This is a genomic window from Streptomyces sp. NPDC001410, assembly GCF_042895235.1.
Classification (GTDB): domain Bacteria; phylum Actinomycetota; class Actinomycetes; order Streptomycetales; family Streptomycetaceae; genus Streptomyces.
In genome coordinates this window covers 102,047-120,297 of record NZ_JBIAWE010000020.1, presented here as the reverse complement: position 1 = coordinate 120,297, position 18,251 = coordinate 102,047, and the positions used below count along the sequence as shown (strand labels likewise).

At 71.4% G+C, this 18,251-nt stretch carries 17 protein-coding genes; 8 read left to right on the top strand and 9 right to left on the bottom strand.

Features of this window, described 5'->3' with window-relative positions; translation table 11 throughout:
* The first annotated feature begins 108 nt into the window (after window positions 1-108).
* Window positions 109-573 carry an ATP-binding protein gene (locus ACFY3C_RS36045; RefSeq protein WP_390773816.1) on the top strand — a complete coding sequence of 155 codons (465 nt, stop codon included), beginning with the start codon at window positions 109-111 and terminating at the stop codon, window positions 571-573.
* 234 nt (window positions 574-807) lie between these two features.
* Here the strand turns inward: ACFY3C_RS36045 and ACFY3C_RS36040 are convergent, their stop codons facing one another.
* Complete coding sequence (locus ACFY3C_RS36040) at window positions 808-1,734, bottom strand: cyclase family protein (protein WP_390773815.1); 927 nt, start codon at window positions 1,732-1,734, stop codon at window positions 808-810.
* A gap of 86 nt (window positions 1,735-1,820) precedes the next feature.
* Between ACFY3C_RS36040 and ACFY3C_RS36035 the strand changes: the two genes are divergently transcribed.
* The 4 genes from ACFY3C_RS36035 to ACFY3C_RS36020 all read left to right on the top strand — a co-directional run bounded on the left by ACFY3C_RS36035 (window position 1,821) and on the right by ACFY3C_RS36020 (window position 6,324).
* The gene (locus ACFY3C_RS36035; RefSeq protein ID WP_390773814.1) at window positions 1,821-2,735 is read left to right on the top strand and encodes an SDR family NAD(P)-dependent oxidoreductase; all 915 of its coding nucleotides are present in this window, start codon (window positions 1,821-1,823) and stop codon (window positions 2,733-2,735) included.
* Between the two features lie 44 nt (window positions 2,736-2,779).
* On the top strand, window positions 2,780-3,928 hold the full coding sequence (locus ACFY3C_RS36030; RefSeq protein ID WP_390773813.1) for an acyl-CoA dehydrogenase family protein: 1,149 nt from the start codon (window positions 2,780-2,782) through the stop codon (window positions 3,926-3,928).
* Entirely contained in the window at window positions 3,928-4,977 is a 1,050-nt protein-coding gene (locus tag ACFY3C_RS36025) for a Zn-dependent alcohol dehydrogenase (protein WP_390773812.1), read from the top strand. The genes ACFY3C_RS36030 and ACFY3C_RS36025 overlap by 1 nt, the downstream gene beginning before the upstream one ends.
* Before the next feature lie 111 nt (window positions 4,978-5,088).
* The gene (locus tag ACFY3C_RS36020; protein WP_390773811.1) at window positions 5,089-6,324 is read left to right on the top strand and encodes an MFS transporter; all 1,236 of its coding nucleotides are present in this window, start codon (window positions 5,089-5,091) and stop codon (window positions 6,322-6,324) included.
* 92 nt (window positions 6,325-6,416) lie between these two features.
* Here the strand turns inward: ACFY3C_RS36020 and ACFY3C_RS36015 are convergent, their stop codons facing one another.
* Window positions 6,417-7,445 (bottom strand): GlxA family transcriptional regulator, encoded by a 1,029-nt coding sequence (locus ACFY3C_RS36015; RefSeq protein WP_390773810.1) that lies wholly within the window; start codon window positions 7,443-7,445, stop codon window positions 6,417-6,419.
* A gap of 71 nt (window positions 7,446-7,516) precedes the next feature.
* Here ACFY3C_RS36015 and ACFY3C_RS36010 point away from each other — a divergent pair, with 71 nt between their 5' ends.
* Window positions 7,517-8,818, top strand: coding sequence for an MFS transporter (locus ACFY3C_RS36010; protein ID WP_386573508.1), 1,302 nt, complete (start codon window positions 7,517-7,519; stop codon window positions 8,816-8,818).
* Between the two features lie 35 nt (window positions 8,819-8,853).
* The gene (locus ACFY3C_RS36005) at window positions 8,854-9,087 is read left to right on the top strand and encodes a hypothetical protein (RefSeq protein WP_386573507.1); all 234 of its coding nucleotides are present in this window, start codon (window positions 8,854-8,856) and stop codon (window positions 9,085-9,087) included.
* A 6-nt stretch (window positions 9,088-9,093) separates the two neighbouring features.
* Here the strand turns inward: ACFY3C_RS36005 and ACFY3C_RS36000 are convergent, their stop codons facing one another.
* Window positions 9,094-9,708 (bottom strand): flavin reductase family protein, encoded by a 615-nt coding sequence (locus ACFY3C_RS36000; RefSeq protein WP_390773809.1) that lies wholly within the window; start codon window positions 9,706-9,708, stop codon window positions 9,094-9,096.
* Window positions 9,709-9,788: 80 nt separating this feature from the next.
* Here ACFY3C_RS36000 and ACFY3C_RS35995 point away from each other — a divergent pair, with 80 nt between their 5' ends.
* Window positions 9,789-10,718: a hypothetical protein gene (locus tag ACFY3C_RS35995; protein WP_390773808.1), complete on the top strand. Its 930-nt coding sequence runs from the start codon at window positions 9,789-9,791 to the stop codon at window positions 10,716-10,718.
* Window positions 10,719-10,754: 36 nt separating this feature from the next.
* Here the strand turns inward: ACFY3C_RS35995 and tgmC are convergent, their stop codons facing one another.
* From tgmC to ACFY3C_RS35965, 6 genes are all read right to left on the bottom strand, one after another.
* Window positions 10,755-11,960: an ATP-grasp peptide maturase system methyltransferase gene (gene tgmC / locus ACFY3C_RS35990; protein WP_390773807.1), complete on the bottom strand. Its 1,206-nt coding sequence runs from the start codon at window positions 11,958-11,960 to the stop codon at window positions 10,755-10,757.
* On the bottom strand, window positions 11,957-13,054 hold the full coding sequence (locus ACFY3C_RS35985) for a helix-turn-helix domain-containing protein (RefSeq protein ID WP_390773806.1): 1,098 nt from the start codon (window positions 13,052-13,054) through the stop codon (window positions 11,957-11,959). Before ACFY3C_RS35985 ends, tgmC begins: the two co-directional genes overlap by 4 nt.
* Window positions 13,055-13,159: 105 nt before the next feature.
* Window positions 13,160-13,801 (bottom strand): HAD family hydrolase, encoded by a 642-nt coding sequence (locus ACFY3C_RS35980; RefSeq protein ID WP_390773805.1) that lies wholly within the window; start codon window positions 13,799-13,801, stop codon window positions 13,160-13,162.
* Window positions 13,802-13,833: 32 nt separating this feature from the next.
* Window positions 13,834-14,628 carry an enoyl-CoA hydratase/isomerase family protein gene (locus ACFY3C_RS35975; RefSeq protein WP_390773804.1) on the bottom strand — a complete coding sequence of 265 codons (795 nt, stop codon included), beginning with the start codon at window positions 14,626-14,628 and terminating at the stop codon, window positions 13,834-13,836.
* Window positions 14,625-16,844: an acetate--CoA ligase family protein gene (locus tag ACFY3C_RS35970; protein WP_390773803.1), complete on the bottom strand. Its 2,220-nt coding sequence runs from the start codon at window positions 16,842-16,844 to the stop codon at window positions 14,625-14,627. Before ACFY3C_RS35970 ends, ACFY3C_RS35975 begins: the two co-directional genes overlap by 4 nt.
* Before the next feature lie 95 nt (window positions 16,845-16,939).
* Window positions 16,940-18,127 (bottom strand): flavin-containing monooxygenase, encoded by a 1,188-nt coding sequence (locus ACFY3C_RS35965; protein WP_390773802.1) that lies wholly within the window; start codon window positions 18,125-18,127, stop codon window positions 16,940-16,942.
* Window positions 18,128-18,251: the final 124 nt, after the last annotated feature.

Sequence of the window (18,251 nt, the reverse complement as noted above, 5' to 3'; positions counted from 1 at the left end):
CTGGCCATGCAGAGAATGGCTACGATCGTGGCCCTCGTCGCGGCGTGTGCGTGGCGCGGGGTCATGTGTCCGCCGGTTCGGATGGTGTGAGCGGTGCAGGTGCTTCAGGTGCAACTGGAAGTCCGACCCGACCCCATGGAGGTGGGGCGAGCCCGGAGATGGGCCCGTTCACGCCTGCTCGGGTCCGGTATAGAAGCCGACGAGCCGCTCGCTGAAACGCTGATCCTGCTCGTCTCCGAACTGGTCACCAACGCCGTGGTGCACACCGGCCGTCCGGCCGTGCTGCGGCTGTCCCTGCCCCCGGGCACGGCCGAATCCGCCACCGTCCGTCTCGAGGTGGCCGACACCAGCCCCCGCGCACCCGTCCCGCGCTGCGCCGGCAGCAACGCAACCGGCGGCCGGGGCCTGGCGCTCGTCGACTGCCTCGCCGACCGCTGGGGCTGGAGCCCCGAGGGTGCCGGCAAGAGCATCTGGTGCGAGCTGGACCGCTGCTCGCAGCCCCGGGAGGGCGCAGCCGTGGCGTACGGGGGCGGGCGGTCCGCGTACGAGGACCTCGCGTTCGAAGCGGTGTAGGTCCCCGTGTGGCGTGCGCCGGGGGCGCATCCGTGCGCGGCCACCGTGAATCGGGCGTACGTCATGAATCGCCGTATCGGCGTTGACGGCTTGTGACCGTTTGAACACGCTTGTGGTCAACGATTCGCCGTGAGGGGACGGCGAGGATCCGGGTGATGGCGGTCCTCGTCGAGTGTGGGTCGCGCCGGGTGGCGGCGCGTGATCGACGCAGGGGGGCGCGCCGCCAACCGGGCTTCAGAGAACAGCGATCGGTGCCACGGGTGTCCCCGTCGCGCCGACGAACGGCTCCGGCATCGCCGACAGCAGGAACGCGTACCCGTTCGTTTCTCCACAGGCTGTGGACAACTCTTCGAGATTCCAGTTCTGGCCCTGGAGCATCCCCATCTCCACCAGGTCCAGCGCGTGCACCGGCAACCACAGATTCTCGATCTCGGGCGGAAAGATCTCAAAAGTGAGCGTGTCGTTCGCGACCGCGGCCACATCGCGCGCGTGGAACCACTCCGGGCAGCGCACCGAGAGGCCCGGCGACGGATAGCCGTACCCGTGCTTGTCCCCGGCCAGATACACCTGCACCTGCCCGGTCCGCACCAGGACCACGTCCCCGGCCCGCACGCGCACCCCGCCGAACTCCTCGGCCGCCTCCAGGTCTTCCGGCGTGACCGCGTGCCCTCCCGCCAGCCGGTCCACGCCACGCGCGCGTGCCACGTCCAGCAGCACCCCGCGCGAGACGACGTGCCGCGCCTTGTCGATGCCGCTGAACTCTGCGCCGGCGTGCGGGGTGACCGTGTGTGCCGGGCGGCCGTTGTAGAGCTTCCCGGAGTGCGAGACATGGGTCAGCGCGTCCCAGTGGGTGCCCGCCTGCAGACCCATGGTCACCGCGTCGTCGCTGCAGGCCACCGTGCCAGGACCGAACAGCTCCTGGTTGATCTGCACCATCGCGTGCAGCGGATTGACCCGCCCCGGGATCATCCCGGTCTGCACGCCGTCCTGCTGGAGCGGGAGGGCGAGGGGGACGCGCCGGCCCGTTCGGGCGCAGGCGGCGGCCTCGCGGACGACCTCGTCGGTGATCAGGTTCAGGGTGCCGATCTCGTCGTCCGCCCCCCAACGCCCCCAGTTGTTCACGCGCTTGGCGATCTCGTGGAACTCGGCGGGCAGTGACATCCGATGCCTCCCCGGGGCTTGTGTCCGCACATCCGACGCGCCATAAAATCTAACGGTCCGTCAGAAACCGCGGGAAGGGGCCGGACGTGGGGAACTTCTTGGCAGGCAAGGTGGTCGCCGTGACGGGCGCCGGACGGGGCATCGGGCGAGCGGTCGCACGCGCGGCCGCGGCCGAGGGCGCGAAGGTCGTCGTCAACGACTACGGCGTCTCCATGGACGGGACCTCGCCGACCAGCGAGGTCGCCGAGGCCGTCGTCAAGGAGATCGAGGCGGCCGGGGGCGAGGCGATCGCCGTGGCCGACGACATCTCCACGATGGCGGGCGGGCAGCGGGTCGTGGACGCGGCGCTGGCGTCGTACGGCCGCATCGACGGGGTTGTGTGTGTGGCCGGGATCCTGCGTGAGCGGATGCTGTTCAACATGTCCGAGCAGGAGTGGGACCCGGTGATCGCCACCCACCTCAAGGGCACGTTCACGCTGTTCCGAGCCGCCTCCGCCGTGATGCGCAAGCAGCGGGCGGGGACCTTGATCGGGTTCACCAGCGGCAACCACCAGGGCTCCGTCTCCCAGGCCAACTACAGCGCGGCCAAGGGCGGCATCATCTCGCTCGTCCGCAGCGCGGCACTCGGGCTGCACAAGTACGGGGTGACGGCGAACGCGGTGGCCCCTGTGGCGCGTACGCGGATGTCCGCGAACGTTCCGATGGAGCTGAAGGAGATCGGGGAGCCGGAGGACGTCGCCGCGCTGGTGGTGTACCTGCTGTCCGACGCGGCGAAGGAGCAGGGGGTCACCGGGCAGGTGTACACGATCGCCGGGCCGAAGATCGCGGTGTGGGCGCAGCCCCGGGAACTCCGTTCGGCTTACGGGGAGGGCGCCTGGACACCGGAGAAGATCGCGGAGGTTCTGCCGGGGTCGGTGGGGGTGGATCCGATGCCGATGCTGTCCCAGCTTCTGGCGATGGAAGAAGCGGCGCGGGGTGGGGCTCGGCCCAACGCCCAGTAGCGCCCCTGAGGGAGTTGCAGCGACCGGCGTGATGAGGAGGCCCCATGGACTTTGAATTCACCTCCGAGGACGAGGCGTTCCGTACCGAGGCTCGCGGCTGGCTCGCGGCGCATGCCGACGGCGCGCAGGACCGTCGAACCTGGGAACGTACGCTCGGGAAAGCCGGCTGGATCGGGATCGGCTGGCCCGAGGACGGCTACGGCAATCGGACCGCCACCCTCACCCAGCAGGTCGCCTGGGCCGAGGAGTACGCGCGGTCGGGTGCGCCCCCGCGCTCGGGGCACATCGGGGAGAACCTGCTTGCCCCCACCCTGATCATCCATGGCTCCGAGGAGCAGAAGAGCCGTTTCCTGCCGCCGGTCGCCGCCGGGGAGGAGCTGTGGTGTCAGGGGTACAGCGAGCCGGGTGCGGGGTCCGACCTGGCCGGGGTGCGGACGTCGGCGGTGCGTGACGGGGCGTCCTACCGGATCACCGGCCAGAAGATCTGGACCTCTCTCGCCCATGAGGCCGACTGGTGCTTCGTGCTGGCCCGGACCGATGCCGGGTCCCGTCGTCACCAGGGCCTCAGTTTTCTGCTCGTCCCCATGGACCAGCCGGGGCGTGTCGAGGTGCGGCCGATACGCCAGATGACCGGCACGAGCGAGTTCAACGAGGTCTTCTTCGACGGGGCACAGGCGCGCGCGGAGCACGTCGTCGGCGGAGAGGGCCAGGGCTGGCGGGTGGCGATGAGCCTGCTGGGCTTCGAGCGCGGGGTGTCGACGCTGGCCCAACAGATCGGATTCGCACAGGAGTTGGGGCGGGTCGTGCGGGCGGCCGTGCGTACCGGTGCCGTCGACGACCCGGTCGTACGGGCCCGGCTCGTGCGGCAGTGGGCCGAGCTGCGCGCCATGCGCTGGAACGCCCTGCGCACCCTCGGCGGCTCCGGTGACGCGGGCGCGCCCAGTGTGGCCAAGCTGCTGTGGGCGAACTGGCACCAGCGCCTTGGGGAGTTGGCGGTGCAGGTGCGCGGTGCGGAGGCCTCCGCGGGGCCTTGCGACTGGGCGCCGGCTTCGCCGTACGAACTCGACCCCGACCAGCATCTGTTCCTCTTCTCCCGGGCCGACACCATCTACGGCGGCTCGGACCAGGTCCAGCGCACGATCATCGCCGAGCGGGTGCTCGGTCTGCCGAGAGAGCCGAAGGGGGTCGTGTGATGCGCGGTGTGGTGTTCGACGGCAAGCAGGTGCAGGTGGTGGACGATCTGACGGTACGGGAGCCCGGGCCCGGCGAGGTGCTGGTGGCGATCTCGGCGGCCGGGCTGTGCCACAGCGACCTTTCGGTGGTGGACGGCACCATCCCCTTCCCGGTGCCGGTGGTGCTGGGCCATGAGGGCGCGGGCGTGGTGGAGGCGGTCGGTGCGGGCGTCTCGCATGTCGCGCCCGGTGACCATGTGGCCCTGTCCACGCTGGCCAACTGTGGGACCTGCCCGGAGTGCGACCGGGGGCGCCCGACCATGTGCCGCCAGGCGATCGGCCGCCCGGGCCGGCCCTTCAGCCGCGGGGACCGGCCGGTCCACCAGTTCGCCTGCAACTCGGCCTTCGCGGAACGTACGGTCGTGAAGGCGGTGCAGGCGGTCCGCATCCCGAAGGACATTCCGTTGTCGTCGGCCGCGCTGATCGGCTGCGGGGTGCTGACCGGGGTCGGTGCGGTCCTGAACCGGGCCCGGGTGGACCGGGGGGACACCGTGGTCGTCATCGGCACGGGCGGTATCGGCCTGAACGTCCTGCAGGGAGCGCGTCTTGCCGGGGCCCTGAGGATCGTGGCCGTGGACGCCAACCCGGCGAAGGAGGCGGTGGCCCGGCAGTTCGGCGCGACCGACTTCCTCACCACGGCCGAGGGCGTGCGGGACCTCCTGCCGACGGGCGCCGACCACGTCTTCGAGTGCGTGGGCCGCGTCGAGCTGATCCGCCAGGCCATCGACCTCCTCGACCGCCACGGCCAGGCCGTCCTGCTCGGCATGCCCCGGGCGACCGCGGAGGCGTCCTTCGTCGTCTCCTCGATGTTCCTCGACAAGGCCATCCTGGGCTGCCGCTACGGCTCCTCGCGCCCCCAGCGGGACATCCCCCTGTACGCCGAGCTGTACCGCCAAGGCCGCCTGCTTCTCGATGAGTTGGTGACGGCGACCTATCCGGTGGAGGACTTCGAGAAGGCGCGGGCGGACGCGGAGGCGGGTCGGGTGGCGCGCGGGGTGCTGACGTTCTGAGCTCGCTTGTCCGAGCCTCGTGAGTGCTGCGCGGGCTGTGCTTCCGCGAGTTGTCCACAGGCGGCGGGAAATCCGGCGGCGATTGTCCGTGCCGCCCCCTACCGTCGTCGCATGAGCTACCGCGATGTCGTCTCCCGACCGGTCCTGACCTGGGCCTTGGTGGCCGTCGGCGCCCGCATGCCGGTGGCCATGGCGCCGCTCGCCCTGGTCTTCCTGGTCCGCGAACGCCCGGGCGGCTACTCGTTGGGCGCCGCGCTCGCCGCGGTCTACGTCCTCGGCGAGATCCTCGGCGCTCCCGTCCTCGGCATGCGTCTGGACCCGCGGCGGGCCCGTCCCCATCTGGCGGTGGGCCTCGCCGCGGGTGCAGTCGGCTTCGCCGGGCTCGGCGCGCTGCCGGGCGCACACCCCGTGATACTCGGGATGTTCGCAATCCTCGCCGGTGCCGCCCCGGCGGCGGCCGCCGGGGGCCTGCGGGCCCTGCTCACCTCGTTGGTGCCCGGGCTCGCGGCCGCGCAGGCGCTCTCGGTGGAGTCGATGCTGACGTCCGGCATCTGGGCGCTCTCCCCGGCCGCGGTCACCGGACTCGCGCTCGGCGTCGCCCCGGGCGTGCCGCTGCTGCTCGCGGCGGCCCTGATGGGGGCCTCGCTGCCGGGCCTGTGGCTGCTGCCCGAGGGCTGGCAGGCTCAGGAGCGGGCCGGAGGGACGGCCGGTGGGACGTCGAAGCTCCGCGTTCTGGCCGGGGCCTGGCCGGCGTACGTCACCGGCGCCGCGGGCCTGTCCCTGCTCGCCCTCGCCGAACTCGTCCTGCCGGCCCTGCTCGAACAGCGCGGCATCGCCGTCGGCTGGTCCGGCCCGCTGCTCCTCGGCATGTCGGCGGCCGCGGGTGTGGGCGCGTTCCTGTACGGGCTGCGGTCCTGGCCGGGCCGCCTCGCCACCCGCAGTGTGGTGCTGCTGTGCGCGATGTCGGCGGCGGTGACCGGGGTCGCGCTGATACCGGGCGCAGTCGGCATCGCGGCCGCCCTGACCGTGGCGGGGCTGCTCCAGTCCGCAGCGATGCTCACCCGGAACCTGTCCCTGCGCGAGGCCCTCCCGCCGAGTGCGCTGGCCGCGGGCTACTCGGTCATGTACGCGGCCGTGGGCGCGGGATACGCGGCCACGGGTTCCCTGGCGGGCGCTCTGCTGCAGCTGGCGGCCCCCTCCACGGCGGTCCTGGCAGGCGTGGGGCTGACGTTGGTCCTCACCGGGATCGGCTGGTGGGGCGAGATACGCAGGGAGCGGTCGAGGGGTTGGAGGGAGGCCGGGGTGGCCGACGGAAGCGGCCGCAGCAAGATGCCCACGGCCCCGTGACAGCTCTACTCGGCTCTACTCGGATCTGCTCCGATCTGCTCCGATCTACTCCGATCTACTCCGTCTACTCCGGTCTCTTCCGGCCGGCTCCGTCATCGGGGGGTCCCCGCCCCGTCGTTGCCCCCCGTGTCGTCGACCCCCGCCCGGAACGTCCGCCGGTAAGCCGTCGGGGTCACCCCGAGGGCCTGCTGCAGGTGTTGGCGCATCGACTGGGCCGTACCGAAGCCGGCGTCGCGGGCGACCTGGTCGACCGAGAGGTCGGTGGACTCCAGGAGGTGGCGGGCGCGTTCGACGCGCTGCTGGGTGAGCCACTGGCCGGGGCTGATGCCGACCTCCTCGCGGAAGCGGCGGGTGAAGGTGCGGACCGACATGGCCTCCTGCTCGGCCATGTCCCGCAGCTGGATCGGCTCGTGCAGGCGGCCGAGGGCCCAGGCGCGGGCCGCGGTGGTGGTGGCGACCTGGGGGTCGGGGACGGGGCGGTGGATGTACTGGGCCTGGCCGCCGTCGCGGTGGGGCGGGACGACCGTGCGGCGGGCCACGTCGTTGGCGACGGCCGTGCCGTGGTCGCGGCGCACCATGTGGAGGCACAGGTCGATCCCGGCGGCCACGCCGGCCGAGGTCAGCACGTCCCCGTCGTCGATGAACAGGACGTCCGCGTCCACCTTGATCCGAGGGAACATGCGCTGGAAGCGTTCGGCGTCCGCCCAGTGGGTCGTCGCCGGGCGGCCGTCCAGACGGCCGGCGGCGGCGAGGACGTAGACACCGGTGCAGATGGAGGCGAGGCGGGTGCCGGGGCGGATGCGGGCGAAGGCCGCGGTCAGCTCCTCGGTCAGCCTGCCCTCCTCGTAGACCGGGCCGAGTTCGTAGGACGCCGGGACGATCACCGTGTCGGCCGTCTCCAGCGCCTCCGGGCCGTGCGGGACGTGCACCGCGAAGTCGGCGTCCGTCTCGACCGGGCCGGGCGGGCGGACCGAGCAGGTCACGACCTCGTACAGGTAGCGGCCCTCGGCGTCCCGCGGGCGGCCGAAGATCCGGTGCGGGATGCCCAGCTCGAAGGGGAGCAGGCCGTCCAGTGCGAGGACGACGATCCGATGCGGACGGAACTCCTGGCCGGCAGTCATGGCCCGATCCTAACGAATGCTGGCCTTCGGGCCACTCGATGTGCGGGGTCCGAAACAGGACCCTCTATGACGTGACTCAGACAACCGAAGCCGCAGCTCCCGTCCAGGCCCCGCCCGGCCGGCGCCACCGTGTGCACCGGGCCTGGTTCGTCGCCGCCGTCACGTTCGTCACGATCATCGGCGCGGCCGCCTTCCGTTCCCTGCCCGGCCTGCTCATCGACCCCCTGCACCAGGACTTCGGCTGGTCGCGCGGCACGATCGGCGCGGCCGTCTCGATCAACCTCGCGCTGTACGGGCTGACCGCGCCCTTCGCCGCCGCGCTGATGGACCGCTTCGGCATCCGTAAGGTGGTCGCCGTGGCGCTGACGGTGATCGCGCTCGGCTCCGGCCTCACCGTGTGGATGACGGCGGCCTGGCAGCTGCTGCTGTGCTGGGGACTGCTGGTCGGCCTCGGCTCGGGGTCGATGGCCCTGGCCTTCGCCGCGACGGTCACCAACCGCTGGTTCACCGAGCGGCGCGGGCTGGTCAGCGGCATCCTCACCGCCGCCTCCGCCTCCGGCCAGCTGATCTTCCTGCCGCTGCTGTCGTGGATGGTCGAGTCCTACGACTGGCGCCCGGCCGCAGTGACGGTCGCACTCGCCGCCCTCGCCGTCGTCCCGTTCGTGTGGCTCCTGCTGCGCGACCACCCGGCTGACGTGGGCCTGAAGCCGTACGGCGCCCAGGAGTTCGTGCCGAAGCCGGCGCCGGTCACCGGGGCCGCCCGCCGCACCCTCAAGGTCCTCGGCTCGGCCGTGCGCACCGGTCCGTTCTGGCTGCTCGCCGGCACGTTCGCGATCTGCGGTGCCTCCACCAACGGCCTGATCCAGACCCACTTCGTGCCCGCAGCCCACGACCACGGCATGCCCGTCACGGCGGCGGCCTCGCTGCTCGCGGTCATCGGCGTGTTCGACGTCGTCGGCACGATCGCCTCCGGCTGGTTCACCGACCGCTTCGAACCGCGCCGCCTGCTGGCCGTCTACTACGCCCTGCGCGGCATCTCGCTCCTCTTCCTCCCCATGCTGCTGGGGCCGTCCGTCCACCCCCCGATGATCTTCTTCATCATCTTCTACGGCCTCGACTGGGTGGCCACCGTCCCGCCCACCCTGGCCCTGTGCCGGGAGCACTACGGCGAGGACAGCGCCATCGTCTTCGGCTGGGTGCTCGCCTCCCACCAGGTCGGCGCGGCCCTCATAGCCTTCCTCGGCGGTGTCGCCCGCGACGTCTTCGGTACCTACGACATGGTCTGGTACGCCTCCGGCACCCTGTGCGCGGCGGCGGCCCTGATGGCCCTGGTGATCAGGCGCACGTCGGCTCCCGTGCCCGCGCTGTCCTGAATGGGGCGAGGGAAATATTTGGAAGGTGAGTGGTAGTGGCCGCACTGGTCTACTTCAAGAAAGAGACCGAAGAACAAGGAGTCATTTGCTACTCCTTCGGTGCCGACCCGGCGGAGATGGATCGCCGACTCTCCCTGAACACGGCCACTCGTTCATCGGAACCGGCCGATGGTGAGGTCGACCACCTGTTCCTCAAGGCCTCGCGGAAGATCAACTCGCTGTACAAGGAGAGGGGCAGCTGGCCGGAACGCGGAATGAGTGCCAGCTGACCCGGCTCATGAGGAGTCGCCGTCCAGCCGCCCGAACCGCCCCCGATGGAAGAGCAGCGGATCCCCTTGCTCGGCGGCCCCGAGGGCGACCACCCGGCCCACGACGATGAGGTGGTCGCCGCCGGTGTGCACCGCGTGGATCGTGCAGTCGATCCAGGCGGCGGCGCCGGCGAGGCGCGGAGAACCGGAGAAGGCTGCGGTGTCGTACGCCACCCCCGCGAACTTGTCCGCGCCGCTGATCGCGAAGGCGCGGCACAGTCCGCCCTGCCCGGCGCTGAGCACGTTGACGCAGAAGACGCCCGCGCGGGCGATGCGCGGCCAGGTCGTCGACGTACGGCCGACCATGAAGCAGACCAGGGGCGGGTCGAGGGAGAGGGAGGAGAAGGACTGGCAGGCGAAGCCGGCGGGGGAGGCCGAACCGTCGGCCGGCGGTGCCGTGATCACGGTCACCCCGGTCGCGAAGTGCCCCAGCACGCGCCGGAACTCCGCCGGGTCCACCGGCGCCCGCTCGTCCTCGCGCACGCACCGCAACTCCGGGCGCGGCAGCGCCTCCACGGGCCCTGGTGCCGGAGCCGACCTGAGGTAACGGACGGCGGCGGCCGCCGCCCCTGCGTGTCCCATCACCCTTCCATTGAAGCTGACGGTGTGTCAGATGGGAAGGGGTCGGCGGATGGCCGAAAGCGCGCCCGTACGCTGCGCCCATGGGGTGGGAAAAGACGCATGGAACGCAGCCGAGTGCCAGGCTGACCTGGGCACCCGATGATCTGAGCGCGGCGGCGGCCCTCGGGGGCGCCCAGCTGCCGGCGGCCGGACTGCTGTGGTGGATCTACGAGACCACCACGCAGGACGACTACGGGGCCGGGCTGGGCGGGGCCCTCGGCGCGCTGTGCTTCCTCCTCTTCGCGCCACTGTTGCTGCCGATCCTCGGCATGGTGTCGGCGTTCGCGCTGACCCTGCCCTCGGTGGTGCTCGCGCGGCTCGCGGGCCGGCGCCTTCCCGGCCCGAGGTGGGTCTGGCATCTGCTGGCCCCGGTCGTCCCCGCCCTCATCTGGGGCGTACCGGCCGCCGTGCTCTTCGGGTGGCCGCTCGGCACTACGGTCGCCTGCCTGGCAGCCCTCGGGCTCCTGCCCACCCTCTGGGTCGGCCTCGTCCGCAGGCGGAACTGGCGTCCGGCGGGCGTGTGGTGGCGGGCTGCACTCGGCTCGGTCGTCCTCTTCGTGCTGGCCATCGGCGGCGGGGTGTTCGCCACCGAGACCGGTCTGATCCAGGAGTACGAGCCCCCGAAGCTGGCCCCCGCCCAGCTGGCCGGGGTCTGGCGGGGCGACACCGGGGCCGAGCTGCGGCTGCACCCCGACGGCAGCGCCGAGGCCGTCAAGCTCCCCACACAGCCCCCGTTCGACGACGACCACTTCCGGGACTACGTCCGGTGCCAGGGATCCGGCACCTGGGAGCCCGACGACGACTCGGACAACACCGACCGGGACGGCGTGCTGCTCAAACTCGACGGAGACTGCGGCGAGGACACCCACTGGTCGATCACCGGCAGCGAGGACAGCCCCGAACTGTTCGTCCTCTTCGGCGACCCGGACGGGGGCACCCTGTGGAAGCTGGGGCGGGCCGCCGCGTCCTGAGTTTCACACCACAGGACTCCGGGCCACCAGAAGAGGTCAGGCAACGCGGTGTTCCCATCGCAGCTCACGCTCGTCGGTAATCCACGCGGTCCGGCCCGGACCGGTGACCTGCCGGCCTCCGACCCAGTACCTGTGCGAGCGGTCGGTGATGTGCAGCCGTACTGAACTGATGCCTGGCTCGCCGGCGTTCTGCCAGGCGATCAGCATCTCCTCGATATCGTCCAACGGAGCGACCGGCCCGCCCTGCCGCACGGTCCAGTCCACGCCGTCCCCGGTGAACGCGGCGAAGGACTCACGTTCGTCATCGAACAGGTAGACGCTGTGGACCCCGTTGGCGGAGGCGCGCAGAAGGTGGGCGCCGGGGGCGGTGAGCTGGGCCAGAAAGGCCGGCATCCACTCGTCCAGCAGCGACGGCGGGATGCGGGTGGGCCGCTCGGAGTCCGCGTACGCCGTCCGCGCCGACAGGTCGACGCCCTCGTGACCTACGGCCTGGGAGCGGGCCTGCATGAAGGACGAGCGGCCGAGGATCCGGCCTTCGGCCGTGCCGTCCTCGCGGACCGTGACCTTGGCCAGGCCCGTGCCGTACGGCCATGAGCCGACGGTGGACAGGATGATCCCGCCCGGCCTGGTCTGCCGCACCCAGGTGTACGGGATGCGGCGCACGGCGCAGGTGGCGATGACGCGGTCGTACGGCGCCCGAAGGGGGTGCCCCAGGAGCCCGTCACCGGTAACGGTCCACGTCGAGTAACCGGCGGCCTCCAGGGCGGCGTCGGCACGGGCCGCAACATCCGGGTCCACCTCGACCGTGGTGACGTTGTCCTCGCCGAGCCGGTGGCACATGAGGGCGGTGGAGTAGCCCGTGCCGGTGCCGATCTCCAGCACGGTGTGCCCGTTGTCGACATCCAGGTGCTCGATCATCGCGACGACGGTCGTCGGTGTGGTGGACGACGAGGTGGGGTTGCCGTCGACAACTCCCCCAGCCTGGTCGGCGGTCAGGTGCCCGTCGAGCTGGGTGACCAGCGACTCCTCCCGGTAGGCGATCCGCGCCCACTCCTGCGGGGCCGTGCCAAGTGCGGTCACCGGTCGCCAATCGCCGTCCTCGGTCGGCAGGAACACCCCCGGGTGCAGGAACAGTTCGCGCGGCACGGCTTCGACCGCCGACCGCCAGGCAGGTGTGAGGATTCCGGCCCTTTCAAGGCGGTCGGCCAGGCTTCGTCGCGCGACTGCGGTGTCCGGGGTCATCGTCGGGTGCTCCCCTCGGCGAGCAGGTCGGCGAACGCGGTGGCCATCGGCAGACCGGTGGCCTGTTGCAGCCAGCCCCATTGGCCGTTCGGGTTCAGCTCCAGAAAGTACGGTTCGCCGTCCCGGCCGACGGCCAGGTCGAAGCTGCCCCACACCAGACCGAAGTGATCAAGGAAGGCGAGCAACTGCTTGTGCACCTGGCACGGCAGATCTACCACGCTGTACGACAGTGCCGAGTAGTCCCTGCGCCAGTCCAGCAGCCCGGATTCGATCCGCACGGCGAACACCTGCTCGCCGACGACCAGGACACGCAGGTCGGCAGTCTTGTCCACGATGGCTTGGAACAGGTGTGGTGTCACCGCGATCGACTCGTCCAGTTCGTCTGCGGTGACTGGCTCGGCCCAGCTCGTCAGGCCGATGCCATCGCGTTCATACGGGGTCCAGCACAGCGTTTTGTGGATCACTTGACCGTGGGATGCGATGAACTCGCGTGCGTCATCGAAGCTGTTGGTGACCAGTGTGGCCGGGATGGTGAGGCCGAGCCGCTGTGCGACGGCGAGTTGGCGGGGCTTGTAGTCAGCGGCAGCGTCCCGCATCGGCTGGTTGACCCACCTGACGTCCTTCAAGCTGTGGAGGATGCCACCGAGGCCGTGGCGGGTCTGCGCGGCCGCATAGCGAGCGTCCGGCGTGTCCAAGTACTCGAACTGCGGCCACACCGGGCGTCTCCAGCACACAGCCTGCGCATGTTCCAACCTGACGATTCTCGACCGGGTACGGAGCTGCCCGGCCACAGGGGCCGGGCCCTCGTCCGGGACGTCGTACGCTGCGATCACTGCCGAGAGGACGGGTAGCGCATCATGAACCGGCGTGTGAGCCGGGCCGCGGTCCGTTCGCAGTTGAGTCGGGTCCACACCGAGGGCTGCGGCGATTGCTTCGAGCGTGGCATCGCTGGCACCCCGTTCACCGCGCTCGATCTTGCGGATCGTTCCCAGGGCGACGCAGGCCGCATCGGCGAGCTGCTGCTGCGTGATGCGCCTCAGCCTGCGGTAGTAGGCGATCCGTCGCCCTACCCGGCCGTACACAAGTGCAGGCATTCCGGCTCCAGTTCGGTGCATCCCATCCGAACCGTACCCACACCGAGACGCAGCGTGTACACACCTTGGCTGAACAGCCCTCGGGCGGGTAACGCTGTGGCCTGTTCAGCCGCCGACGATCTCTACCAGCTGGGTGAGGCTGTCGACCTGCCAGTCCGCCGCCGCCACAACCTCAGGGTCGCCCGCCCACAGGTACCCCCACGGACCGCGACGGAGATGCGCCGTGCGCAGCCCTGCCGCCTTCGCCGGAAAGATGTCGTTGGCCGGGTGATCACCGACGTACAGCGTCGCCTCCGGCGCTGATCGCGCCACCTCCAGCACCCGCTGGTAGAACTCCGGCCTCGGCTTCGCCACCCCCCACTCCCCGGATGTCACGACGAGATCCGCCGGGAGGTCCAGGCCGCGCAGGAGTTCACCCGCCCGGGAGGTCTGGTTGCCCGCGATGATGACGCGCACGCCGGCTTTCCGGAGTGCGGCGAGGGCCGGGCGAACGTCGTCGTACAGGTCGCTCTCGTCGAGGTGTTCACCGCGGCCGGCGGCCTCGCGCGCATGATATTCAGCGGCCACGTCGATTCCTGGCCGGGCGAGCCGGAGGGCTTCCGCATTGTCGAAACCCTGGGCGACCACCGCGCCCACGAGAGCGGACAGGGTGTGACGGGGAATGTCCAACCAGTCCGCCCACGAGGCCCAGTAGCGGTCGTCCCGCGTGATCGTCTCTCCGACGTCGAACACGATGGTCTCAATCACTCTGAGAGCCTATGGGCACGCTGCCCTCAGCATCATCGCCCCCGGAACTCCGGACTCCTGCGCTCGACGAACGCCCGCAGCCCCTCCCCGGCGTCCTCGGTCGTCATGTTGATCTCCTGGGCGGCTGCCTCCGCCGCGAAGGCCGAGGAACGGTCGCCGTCCAGGGAGGCGTTCACCAGCTGTTTGGTCAGGGCGAGGGAGCGGGTCGGGCCGGTCGCCAGCCGGGTTGCCCACTCCCGGGCGGTCTTCTCCAGCTCTCCGTCCGGGACCACCCGGTTGACCAGACCCAGCCGTTCCGCGTCCGCCGCCGAGAGCGCGTCCCCGAAGAACATCAGCTCCTTGGCCCGGTGTGGACCGATCAGCCGGGGCAGGAGATAGGCGCCGCCGCCGTCGGGTACGAGTCCGCGCCGGACGAACACCTCGATGAAGCGGGCCGATTCGGCCGCAAGGATCAGGTCGCAGGCGAAGGCCAAGTGTGCGCCGAGCCCGGCCGCGGTGCCGTTCACTGCGGCGATCACCGGCTTCTCGCAGTCCAGTACGGCCGAGACGAGGCGCTGGGCGCCCAGGCGCAGGACGCGGGCCACGTCGCCGGGGATCCGCTGCCCGGTGCCCCCCGAGCCGCCCCGCAGGTCCGCTCCCGCGCAGAATGCCCGGCCGGTTCCGGTCAGGACGACGGCTCGTAGATCAGGATCCGCCGACGCCTCGTCCAGCAGTGCGATCAGGCGGTCCCGCATGGCGGGTGTGAGCGCGTTGAGGGCCTCGGGGCGGGCGAGGGTGATGTGCGAGACCTGCTCCCGGACATCGTGTATGAGGTCGAGGTTGCTCACCGGCACACCACCAGCGCGTCCAGCGCCACCGCGCCCTGCCCACGGGGCAGCACCATCAGCGGGTTGATGTCCAGCTCGGATATCTGCTCGCCGAGTTCGAGGGCCATGCGCTGGACCCGCAGGACCACCTCCACCAGCGCGTCGAGGTCGGCCGGCGGGCGGCCCCGGACTCCGTCCAGCAGGGCCCGTCCGCGCAGTTCGGCGAGCATGTCCCGGGCCTGCTCCTCGCCGAACGGCGGCACCCGTACGGCGGCGTCGCGCAGCACCTCGACCAGCACCCCGCCGAGCCCCACGGTCACGGTCGGCCCGAACAACTCGTCATGGGTCACCCCGACGACCATCTCGACGCCCTGCTCGACCATCTGGCACACCAGGACACCGTCCAGCGAGACGCCCTCGTAGCGGGCGATGTCGGTCAGCTCGCGGTAGGCGTCCCGGACCTGGCTGGCCGAGGTGAGGCCGATCTTCACCAGGCCGAGTTCCGTCTTGTGGGCGATCTGGGCGCCGGACGCCTTCATCACCACCGGGTAGCCGACCTGCCCGGCCGCGCGGACGGCGGCCGCCGCGCTGGTCACCAGCTGTTCGCGCGGCACCCGGATGCCGTAGGCGCGCAGCAGCTGCTTGGCCGCGTGCTCGCTGAGCTGCTGCCCGGGCCGCATCAGGGCGTCGGCCTTGCGGAAGGAGGGGGAGGGGATGCGCGGGGCCTCGTCGAAGGGGGAGCGGTAGTCGCTGACGAAGCGGTGGTGGTCGAGCCAGGCGCGGACGGCGGTGAGGCAGTTGCCGACCGTGCGGAAGGTGGCCACACGGGAGGAGCCGAGCAGGACCTCCCGGTACGCCGGCTCCGTGCCGACCGGCGACCCCCACACCACGCACACCAGCTTGTCCGTCTCCTCCGCCGCCTCGACCAGATCGCGTACGAGCTTGTCGCTGAGGGGCGGGAAGGGGCCGGTGACCGGGCAGATCAGCACCCCGACCTCCGGGTCGGCGAGGATCGCGTCGATGATCTTCCGGCCGCGCCAGTCGCCCACCGGATGCCCGCCGTTGTCCACCGGGTTGGCCACGCTCAGGTACTCCGGGATCCACTGGTGCAGCTCGGCCTGCTTGTCCGACGACAGCGCCGGCAGCCGGAGCCCTGCCCCGGCGGCCAGGTCGGCGGCATGCGCACCCGTGCCGCCGGAGATGGAGTAGATGACGACGCCCTCGGCCTGCGGAGTCCGTGCTCGGGCCAACAGGGCGGCCGTGTCCTGGAGTTCGTCGAGGCCGTCGACGCGGATGACGCCGTACTGCCGCATGGCCGCGTCCACCACGTCGTCGGCGCCGGTGAGCTTGCCGGTGTGCGAGGCGGCCGTACGGGCCCCCGCTTCCGTGCGGCCCACCTTCACCGCGACCACCGGCACCTGGCGGCGGGCGGCGCGGTCGGCGGCCAGCAGGAAGGCGCGGCCGTCCTTGAGGCCCTCGACGTAGCAGGCGATGGCGCCGACCTCGGGCTGCTCGGCGAAGTAGGAGATGAAGTCGGCGGTCTCCAGGTCGGCCTCGTTGCCGGTCGGCGCCCAGTGGGAGAGCCGGATGCCCAGCTGCTGGAGAGCGAAGACGGGGCGGCCCTGGTGTCCCGACTGGGTGATCAGCGCTATCGCCGGCCCTTCCAGGTCGTCCCGGAAGCGCTCGAAGGCGTTCAGGTTGGTGTTCGGTCCGAGCAGCCGCAGCCCCGAGCGCCGTACGGCCTCCGTGAGCCGCTCCTGCGCCTCGGCCCCCGCCTCGCCGGTCTCCGCGAACCCGGAGGCGAACGCGACCGCGAACTTCACCTTCGCCTCGGCGAGTTCCTCGATCACCGGCAGTGGATCGGCCACCAGCAGGACGGCCAGGTCGACCTGTTCCGGCAGGTCGGCGACCGAGGCGGAGCACGGGATGCCGAAGACCGACGGCCGGGTCGGATGCACCGGATGCACCCGCGCCCCCACCCGCTCGGCCCAGCCCAGCAGTTGCCGGGTGATCCCGGTGTTCGGCCGCCCCTCGGCGTCCGAGGCGCCGACGACGGCGACCGAGCCGGGCCGGAAGAACCGCGCCAGATCCGGTACGTCCGCGTACAGCGGCCGCCCGCCGACGTCGAGGTCGTCGACCTGATCGTGGACGACGGGTCCGGGCCGCTGCTCACCGCAGGCGATGACCCGGGCCCGGCGGGAGTCGGTGGTGAGGGTGCCGTGGGTTGATCCAAGCATCGTTCCGCCCGCTCCTGTGAGACAGCCACATCAACTGACGCACTGTCAGATTACTTGAACTGACGGAGTGTCAGGAATGGGTCGGAACGGCAAAGTTACCGTCCGGTGCGGAACTCCTTGGTCACGCCCTTCGCGATCTTCTCGGCGTCCAGCGCCAGTTCGCGGAACATCCCACTGATCGGGTTGGTGAACCCCGTGAAGTAGAGCCCCGGCGCCTGGGCGGGCGTACGGCCGCCGTGCACCGTCGGTCTGCCCCGGTCGTCCAGTACCCCGAGATGCCCGACCAGCCCCTCCAGTGCCCGCTGGTACCCCGTCGCGGCGATCACGGCGTCCGGCTCGACGCGGCTGCCGTCGGCGAGGACCACCTTCCCGTCCTCGAAGGACTCGACGGCGGCCACGATCTCCACCTTCCCCTTCCGTACGGCGTCGATCAGGCCGACGTCCTGGACCGGGACGGCGCCCTGCCTGGCCCTGCTGTACAGGCCGGTGTCCGGGCGGGGCAGGCCGTGGGCGGACAGGTCCGGGACGCCGATCCTGGCCTGGATCCGGGACGCCTGGTCCACGAACCGCACCGGCAGCCGCCGTGCCAGCACACCCGAGTACTGCGCGGGCCAGCCGAGGGTGGTGCGGCGCACGATGTGCGGAACGGTCCGCATCGCGAGCCGCACCCGCGCGGCTCCGCCCTCCACCAGGTCCACGGCGATCTCGGCGCCGGTGTTGCCGACGCCGACGACGAGCACGTCCCGGCCCGTGTACGGTTCGGCGTTCCGGTACCGGCCGGCGTGCAGGAACTCCCCGCCGTAACCGTCCAGGCCCGGCCAATCGGGCACGCGCGGGGTGTGGTTGTAGCCGGTGGCGACGACCACCGCGCTGCCGGTCAGCTCCCGCCCGCCGGAGGCGTGCAGCAGCCAGCCCGTCCCGTCCGCCGACCGTTCGACACGGAACACCTCCACACCGGTGACGATCTCCAGCTCGTGGTGCTCGGCGTACTTCTCCAGGTACCGCACCACGTTGTCCCGGGACACCCAGCGACCGAACCGCCGCGGCATCGCGAGCCCGGGCAGGGCGGACAGCCGGCGGGTGGTGTGCAGATGGAGCCGGTCGTAGTGGCGCCGCCAGGAGGCGCCCACCTGGTCGGCCTTCTCCAGCACCACGGCCCGTATGCCCCGCGCCCGCAGCGCGTACGCGGCGGCGAGTCCGCCGGGGCCGGCGCCGATGACGTACACGGGACGGTCGGCGGGGGTCGCGGAGAGGTGCGCGGGGGAGGGGCGGGAGACGGCCATGAGCGCGAGCGTAATCACCCACCCCGTTGATGGGTCTCGGTCAAGACCGGAATCGGTTGCGGATTGATCACATCGGTGGAGGGTGCGGGTGGGACAGGTGTCGTAGGTGTCTCGGATGGGCGGA

What these genes read in the sequence shown, in the direction of transcription:
- ACFY3C_RS36015 (WP_390773810.1), bottom strand. Translation starts at nt 7,445, where the DNA reads ATGACTGCCGGCCAGGAGTTCCGTCCGCATCGGATCGTCGTCCTCGCA.
- ACFY3C_RS36000 (WP_390773809.1), bottom strand. Translation starts at nt 9,708, where the DNA reads ATGGGACACGCAGGGGCGGCGGCCGCCGCCGTCCGTTACCTCAGGTCG.
- ACFY3C_RS35995 (WP_390773808.1), top strand. Translation starts at nt 9,789, where the DNA reads ATGGGGTGGGAAAAGACGCATGGAACGCAGCCGAGTGCCAGGCTGACC.
- ACFY3C_RS36025 (WP_390773812.1), top strand. Translation starts at nt 3,928, where the DNA reads ATGCGCGGTGTGGTGTTCGACGGCAAGCAGGTGCAGGTGGTGGACGAT.
- ACFY3C_RS35965 (WP_390773802.1), bottom strand. Translation starts at nt 18,127, where the DNA reads ATGGCCGTCTCCCGCCCCTCCCCCGCGCACCTCTCCGCGACCCCCGCC.
- ACFY3C_RS36020 (WP_390773811.1), top strand. Translation starts at nt 5,089, where the DNA reads ATGAGCTACCGCGATGTCGTCTCCCGACCGGTCCTGACCTGGGCCTTG.
- ACFY3C_RS35970 (WP_390773803.1), bottom strand. Translation starts at nt 16,844, where the DNA reads ATGCTTGGATCAACCCACGGCACCCTCACCACCGACTCCCGCCGGGCC.
- tgmC (WP_390773807.1), bottom strand. Translation starts at nt 11,960, where the DNA reads ATGACCCCGGACACCGCAGTCGCGCGACGAAGCCTGGCCGACCGCCTT.
- ACFY3C_RS35985 (WP_390773806.1), bottom strand. Translation starts at nt 13,054, where the DNA reads ATGCCTGCACTTGTGTACGGCCGGGTAGGGCGACGGATCGCCTACTAC.
- ACFY3C_RS36030 (WP_390773813.1), top strand. Translation starts at nt 2,780, where the DNA reads ATGGACTTTGAATTCACCTCCGAGGACGAGGCGTTCCGTACCGAGGCT.
- ACFY3C_RS36040 (WP_390773815.1), bottom strand. Translation starts at nt 1,734, where the DNA reads ATGTCACTGCCCGCCGAGTTCCACGAGATCGCCAAGCGCGTGAACAAC.